Source organism: Desulfofundulus sp., from assembly GCF_049701015.1.
In the GTDB taxonomy this organism is placed as follows: domain Bacteria; phylum Bacillota; class Desulfotomaculia; order Desulfotomaculales; family Desulfovirgulaceae; genus Desulfofundulus.
Genome location: NZ_JBNATZ010000133.1, coordinates 1 through 6,811 on the forward strand (window position 1 = coordinate 1; position 6,811 = coordinate 6,811).

Genomic DNA, 6,811 nt, shown 5'->3' on the forward strand with positions numbered 1-6,811 from the left:
GCCCAACATCCGGAATGGGAACTTGTAAAGGAATACGCGGAAGAAGGCGTTTCAGCATTTAAGTACAGCAAAGACGACAGGGATATCCTTCAGCACGTTCTCGCCGACGCGTTAATGGGTAAATTTAAGATTCTGCTCGTATTTAAGGCCGACCGCCTCTCACGCAAAAGTCTGGAGTACCCGATAGTCTTGTGGCAGTTTCACCGTGCCGGTGTCGAGGTCATCGCTGTCGCCGATGTACCTGGCGGTAAAAAGCTGGAGCTTAAGGATCAGTATGACAAGCTCCTGCGGTTTATCGAAGGGTGGCAATCGGAGACGGAAAGTGTGAACACCAGAATTCGCGTGTCTCATGTTATGCGGCAGAAAGCCAAACAGGGATGCTGGACCGGTGGCCGCCCTCCATACGGGTTCAGGCTATCCGAGTCCAAAAAAGGTTTACCGCTGGAAGTGGATCAGGAAGAAGCCGCGGTAATTAAGGAAATGTGCAGACTCTACCTGGAAGAAGGCTTGGGAAGCAAAAGGATAGCCGCTGCGTTGAACGAACAGGGGTACCGCACCCGGGAAGGCAGGTTGTGGACCGACACCCGGGTGCGGCAGGTGCTGCAGAACCCAATAATCTGCGGGCTTCCGGCCTATGACAGGACGAAACCGGGAAACACTCCCACTTCCAGGGTTCGCATCAAAGGATATACGGACCTGAATAATTTCATCATTCCCCGGGATCAGGATGGAAACCCGAAGCCGGTACCCGAATATTCCATTATTCCCCTGGAAACATGGCAACGGTTAATCCGCAAGATGCAGGAAAATTGTATGTCGAAAGCACAAAAGGGAGAAACGCCCAATCCCCGCGCCATGTCCAGCAGTGCACTCCTGACCGGTTTCCTTGTGTGCGGTTACTGCGGCCGCGGCTTTATCAGCTCCGGCCAGAACTGGCGCAAACGTAACGGCAAGGCATATCCCTGTCAGAAAAGGGTTTACAGGTGTGTTACCCACGCCCGTGTAGGTGGGGGAGAAAAACTGTGTGAAGGACAGGGTTCATATTCCCAGAAAAAGATAGACCGGATTTTCCTGCAGGAACTTGAAAATTTCCTGTCCGGGTTGAATTGTGAAGATCTTTTACAGTATGTTGAACAGAAGCAGGTGGACTACCTGGCTGAAGCGACAAATCGGGTGAAGGCCCTGGAGAAGGAGTTAAGTAAAAACAGGAAAATTTATAATGCCTGGGTAAGACGGTTGGATGATTATTTCGCCGACCCGGATGGCAGTTTGTATTCGGAGCAACTGCTGGCTGAAAAAGTGAACGAATACGGCCGGATAGTAGAATCACTGGAAAAGGAACTTGAAGAAGTAAAATCTCAGGCGCGCGTGGAGAAGCACCGGAGAAGCCAGCTGATGGAATTTTCCATGCGTGCCCCCAAGTGGTTCAAACTGTTCATGGAGGCCCCCGTCGAGACGAAAAAACAGATGCTCGCCCAGATCATCAGCAAGGTGATTTTGTACCGGGATAAGCTTGAGATTCATTATAATGTCGACCTCGCCGAATTCCTGGGGCGGGAAGAAAAACTGGAGCAGGAAAGGTTCGAACTCAAAGTACTGGCAACGTTTTAACGGGGCGGAAAGTTTCCGTCCTTCGCTCTTTATCAGGGGGTAGCGACATGGGCAGCATCGGGGTGCCGATAGCTGTAGCTGCCCAGTATAGTTTCATTGCTGAGACAGCCAGCATGACAATTCATCCCATCCGTTTGAATGGCCTGGTTATTGGTGTGCCTCAAACTTACGAATATCTGGACAAGATGCAGGACCGGGTGGTTCGTTTCGTAACCCAGCATTCCCGTATCAGTGAAGCGTCATTTCGCGATCTAATGTTTCGAACAGGGGAACTGGCCCGGGATATCGGGACCGTTCTCATTGGACGGGAAGCGGTGGAAAAGGGGTTGATCGATGAGGTGGGGGGAGTAGGACAGGCGGTCAACAAGCTTAAATCTATGATTGAGGAATGGAAGCAACGAAAAGGGGGGCCGGTACAGTGATCCTGTACACTCCCATGCAGTTGGAATTAGTTTTTGAAGGACTGGAGGAAATGAAGCACACTCCCACCAGAGAAGTGAACATTGGAGGTGTGCCTTTGTTGATTCAGGACACCGGTTCCGGAGAGGGCAGGGTGGTACGCCTCTTAAGTACCAATCCCCGGGATTATCTCAGAAGTGATCTTTATCCCGGTGCAGTGATAAGGTTATCTCTATGAGGATGTAATGTTGTGAAGGGGGCGTTGACAGCCCTTATTTTTTTGGGAAAATCCCTCTCAGGCCTTTTTGTTACTTTCAAGGGTTCAAAAGGGGATGAAAACGCGGAACAACTACCTGGTAATATGTTTGGCTGGTATGCTATAATGGTTTAGTTAGCGAAGGACTGAAAATTACGGGGTGATTGAAGTGGGAGTTTTTGAGGCTGTAATTTTGGGCATAGTCCAGGGAGTGGGAGAGTTTCTGCCTATCTCCAGTTCAGCCCACTTGGTGCTGGTTCCCTGGTTAATGGGATGGCATTATGAAGGCCTGACCTTTGATGTGGCCCTGCATATGGGCACGCTACTGGCTGTTGTAGCTTATTTCTGGCAGGACTGGCTGATTTTATTGCACGACGGTTTACTGCGGCGCCGTACTACTGAAGGTCGTTTGTTCTGGTGTCTGGTGGTCGCCACTATTCCTGGTGCAGCCATTGGTTTTATGTTTGAGAAACAGGCGGAGACAATTTTCCGGGCGCCTCTGATAATCGGGCTCATGCTCATAGTCATGGGGGTGGTCCTTTACCTGGCCGATACCCGGGCTCCTGCTTATAAGAGGTTGGATGAAGTTGGCCTGGCAGAAAGCCTCTGGATAGGTTTGTCACAGGCTCTGGCGATCATCCCGGGGGTTTCCCGTTCGGGTATCACTATGGCCGTAGGGCGTATGACCGGCCTGGATCGGGAAACGGCAGCCCGTTTTTCCTTTCTCATGTCTACACCTATCATTTTCGGGGCTGGCGTTATGCAGTTGCCTAAATTGACTCCAGCCGACCTGAATCCCCCTTTTTGGGCTGGCGTAGCTGTTTCGGCGGTGGTGGGTTTCCTCTCCATTAAGTTTCTTTTGCGTTTTCTTACCCGCTATAGTTTCTCTATTTTTATCTGGTACCGCCTTATCCTGGGAGCGGCGGTAATACTACTGGCTCTTACCGGGATAAGATAAAAATTGGGGTAGTGGTAGATAATGACCGAATTCAAACCCATAAAAAATAAGCGCATTTCTGAAAGCATCCTGGAACAGATCAAGAAGCTGATCATTGAAGGCCAGCTGGTCCCCGGTGATAAATTGCTTACGGAAAGGGAGCTTTCTGAAAAATTGCAGGTGAGCCGGGCCTCGGTCAGGGAGGCTCTTTCGGCTTTGACGCTGGCCGGTATTCTGGAAGTCAAGCATGGGGAAGGGATTTATATCAAACGTTCCAGGCCGAACACCGTTATTGAACCCCTGAGCTTTATTTTGCTCCTGGAAAAGGACAAACTTCAAAATATCCTGGAGGTGCGCAAGGCTCTGGAAGTAGAGGCCGCCGGCCTGGCCGCCGAAAGATGTACTCCTGGAATGTTGCAGGAATTAAAGACAGTAGTGGAAGAGATGGAAGAAGATCTTTCCTCTGGAGAAAAAGCCGAACAGCTGGATTTGCGCTTTCACCTTACCCTGGCTCAGGCCAGCCAGAACCCCTTGTTGAGCAGGTTGATGAACACTGTTCAGGAAACTATCAGCCAGACTTTACGGGTGACCAGGGCCTTATGGCTTTCCGCCACGTCCGGTACTACCCGGAGGTTGTTTGAAGAGCACCGCGACATTTACCTGGCTGTGGCTGCGCGGGACAGGTACCGGGCCAGGGAATTGATGTACCAGCATCTGTGGAAAGTGGAAGTGGAGCTGGGACGGCTGAACCGGAATAATTCTGAAGAAGAGTAATCTCAAAAATGCTGGCAGGCCGGTATTTCATCTTCAATTCCCTTAAGGGAAAATTTTTTTTTGCGAAATTTCAGTTGTTCAGGAGGATTTTCTAATTTCGTTATAGAAAATCTCTTCAGATGGTCAGACCACCAGACCACTTTGTTGCGGGAGAACCGGGATGAACATAGCTGGCATGAGGTCAAGGAAGAGGTGCTGGAAGAGATGTACCGGGTGGTGTATGACCTGGGTGGTAACCTGTCCGGAGAGCACGGCATTGGAGCTAAACGGAAGGATGCCATGGCCCGGTTCATGGATCCCGTACAGCTTGACATGATTCGTTCCATTAAGAAGGCGCTGGACCCCAATCTGATTTTGAACCCCGGCAAGGTAGTGGATGTGTATTAAAAACGGGGTAGCATTTTGGAGGTGGAATTATCCATGACGTGGACACAGGCAATCAACCCCCTGGGCAACCTGGGTCTTTCGGCCCTGGTAGACGCTCTGCCCATCATCTTCCTGTTCTGTGCCCTGGCCATCTGGCGGATGAAAGGTCATATGGCCGGTTTGATCACTCTCGCTCTGGCCGTTGTGATAGCGATCGGAGTTCACGGCATGCCCGTGCATATGACTTTGCTGTCTGCTGTTTATGGCGTGATGATGGGTCTTTTCCCCATTGGGTGGATTGTCATTACGGCAGTTTTCCTGTACAACCTGACGGTGAAAACAGGCCAGTTTGAAATCATCAAGGATTCCATTGCTTCCATTACTGAAGACCGCCGCCTGCAGGCCCTTTTAATTGCTTATTCCTTCGGTGCTTTCCTGGAAGGAGCCGCTGGTTTTGGAGCTCCCGTAGCCATTACGGCGGCCATGCTGGCCGGTCTGGGTTTTAAACCCCTTTATGCAGCCGGCCTTTGCCTGATTGCCAACACCGCCCCGGTAGCTTTCGGCGGCCTCGGTATTCCCATCATCACCGCCGGTGCGGTAACCGGTATCGATACCATGGCCATCAGCCAGATGGTCGGCCGCCAGGTACCTTTCCTCTCCATCTTTGTACCTTTCTGGCTGGTTTTCACTATGGCCGGCTGGAGGGGAGCTGTGGAGGTTCTCCCGGCAATCCTGGTCAGCGGCATGTCCTGTGCTCTCGTCCAGTGGTTCTCGTCAAACTATATGACCCCCATGCTGCCGGGTATTCTGTCTTCCCTGGTTTCCATCGTTGCCCTGGTGTTCTTACTGAGGGTGTGGAAACCGAAAAAGATCTGGCGCTTTGCAGATGAACCTCAAGCGACCCTCAGGGTGAGAAGATATTCCGCCGGGGCGTTGTTGAAGGCCTGGTCTCCCTTTATCGTGTTAACGGTGCTGATCAGCGACTGGGGGCTGAAGCCGGTCAAGGCGGTTCTCGATAAGGTGACTATCAAACTCGCATTCAGTGGTCTTGATCAGGCTATCGTGGCCGGCGGTAGGCCTATGAGCGTGGTATACAACTTCAACTGGCTCTCTGCCGGCGGGACGGCCATTTTGATTGCGGCCATCATCAGCGCCATGATTTTGCGGGTAGGCCCCGGCCAGTTCCTGGAAGTCTTCGCAAAAACCTTGAAGGACCTGCGCTTTGCTTTGCTTACTATCCTTTCCGTTCTGGGTTTTGCATTTGTGGCCAACTGGTCCGGTATGACCCCCACCCTGGGGAAGGCTTTCACGGTCACAGGAATCTTCTTCCCCTTTGTAGCCCCCATCCTGGGCTGGCTGGGTGTATTCGTCACCGGCAGTGATACTTCCTCCAACGCCCTGTTCTGCAAGATGCAGCAGATTACCGCCGAACAAATCGGGGTGAATCCGGTACTTACCGTAGCGGCCAACAGCAGCGGCGGGGTGGCTGGCAAGATGATTTCGCCTCAGACAATTGCTGTAGGAGCAGCCTCCACAGGCCTGGTGGGTAGGGAGGGCGACCTGTTCCGCTTTGCTCTGGGGAACAGCATCTTTTTCACCCTGATTGTCTCTGTTATTACCTTGCTGCAGGCCTACGTTTTCCCCTGGATGGTGCCGGCTCTGGCCAGAGCTACCGGTGCCGCTGCATCGACCGGAACGAGTTCCAGCGGCGGGGTAACCATCCTGTTGCTGACAGCAGCGTTCATTTTGTTGCTGGGATTGGTTGCTTCCCGGCAAAAGGGCTCTCTGGAGGCCTTGAACGGCCGCCGGGGTGCATAAAGAATGCTGTAAGAGTAAAGTCTCAGAATCAGAAACGAAATGGTCGGTGTCGTCCCTTAAGGAGCGACCCGGCACCTCATGGAACAGTATCTTACGGAGGTTTTTGTCCCGGTCGGATGGAGTAAGCCGGCCGGGACCTTCCGGGAAAGGGATGAGCAGCCTGTGAATTTCAGCGAAACGCTATGGCCGGATAATGCCCGAGATTTGGAACTGCTTTACGAGGAATTCGTTGCCAGGGCCACGGCCCTGGGAACTGAAGTATACAGGGTGTCCGATCTGGCTGAGGCCAGGGAACTGGTGTGCCGGCTAATCCGGGAAATGGGTGTGAAAAAGGTCGCCCTGGCCGGGTCACCTTTTATAAGTGCCCTTGACCTTGCTGCAGCATTGGCGGGGGCCGGTGTCGAAGTCGCCGGTGGCAATCCCCGGGAGCGGGCCGGGGCGGCAGACCTGGGCATTTCGTCTTTTGAAATGGCCATTGCCGAGACGGGGACGCTGGTCCAGGATGCCACTGAGATTAACCGGCGGCTGGTGTCCATGCTTCCTCCGGTGCACCTGGCTCTGGTACCCACCGGTCGCCTGGTGGGCACTTTGCGGGAGGCTATCAATAGCCTGGCGGACCGGGGTCAAATACCCGGTTACCTGGCCTTTGT

At 52.7% G+C, this 6,811-nt stretch carries 7 protein-coding genes and 1 pseudogene; all 8 read left to right on the top strand.

What is annotated here, in order from left to right:
* Positions 1 to 1,611, top strand: a 1,611-nt coding sequence (locus ACPLUI_RS09070) for a recombinase family protein (protein ID WP_424659943.1), incomplete at its 5' end; no start/stop codon positions are given.
* A 53-nt stretch (positions 1,612 to 1,664) separates the two neighbouring features.
* A pseudogene (locus ACPLUI_RS09075) lies at positions 1,665 to 2,033 on the top strand (ClpP family protease); the annotation flags it as partial.
* Positions 2,030 to 2,248, top strand: coding sequence for a YlzJ-like family protein (locus tag ACPLUI_RS09080; protein WP_424659944.1), 219 nt, complete (start codon positions 2,030 to 2,032; stop codon positions 2,246 to 2,248). The pseudogene ACPLUI_RS09075 and the gene ACPLUI_RS09080, both read left to right, overlap by 4 nt.
* Before the next feature lie 187 nt (positions 2,249 to 2,435).
* Positions 2,436 to 3,224 carry an undecaprenyl-diphosphatase UppP gene (gene uppP, locus ACPLUI_RS09085; RefSeq protein ID WP_424659949.1) on the top strand — a complete coding sequence of 263 codons (789 nt, stop codon included), beginning with the start codon at positions 2,436 to 2,438 and terminating at the stop codon, positions 3,222 to 3,224.
* Positions 3,225 to 3,245: 21 nt separating this feature from the next.
* Entirely contained in the window at positions 3,246 to 3,977 is a 732-nt protein-coding gene (locus ACPLUI_RS09090) for a FadR/GntR family transcriptional regulator (protein WP_424659945.1), read from the top strand.
* Positions 3,978 to 4,121: 144 nt separating this feature from the next.
* Entirely contained in the window at positions 4,122 to 4,364 is a 243-nt protein-coding gene (locus tag ACPLUI_RS09095) for an FAD-binding oxidoreductase (RefSeq protein WP_424659946.1), read from the top strand.
* A 33-nt stretch (positions 4,365 to 4,397) separates the two neighbouring features.
* A complete protein-coding gene (locus tag ACPLUI_RS09100; protein ID WP_424659947.1) occupies positions 4,398 to 6,161 on the top strand; it encodes an L-lactate permease in 1,764 nt (587 codons plus the stop codon).
* A 78-nt stretch (positions 6,162 to 6,239) separates the two neighbouring features.
* Positions 6,240 to 6,811: lactate utilization protein (locus ACPLUI_RS09105; protein WP_424659948.1), on the top strand; the 572-nt coding region annotated here is incomplete at its 3' end.

Bases quoted from the DNA above. Each gene is read 5' to 3' on its own strand.
- ACPLUI_RS09090 (WP_424659945.1), top strand. From the start codon at position 3,246: ATGACCGAATTCAAACCCATAAAAAATAAGCGCATTTCTGAAAGCATC.
- ACPLUI_RS09100 (WP_424659947.1), top strand. From the start codon at position 4,398: ATGACGTGGACACAGGCAATCAACCCCCTGGGCAACCTGGGTCTTTCG.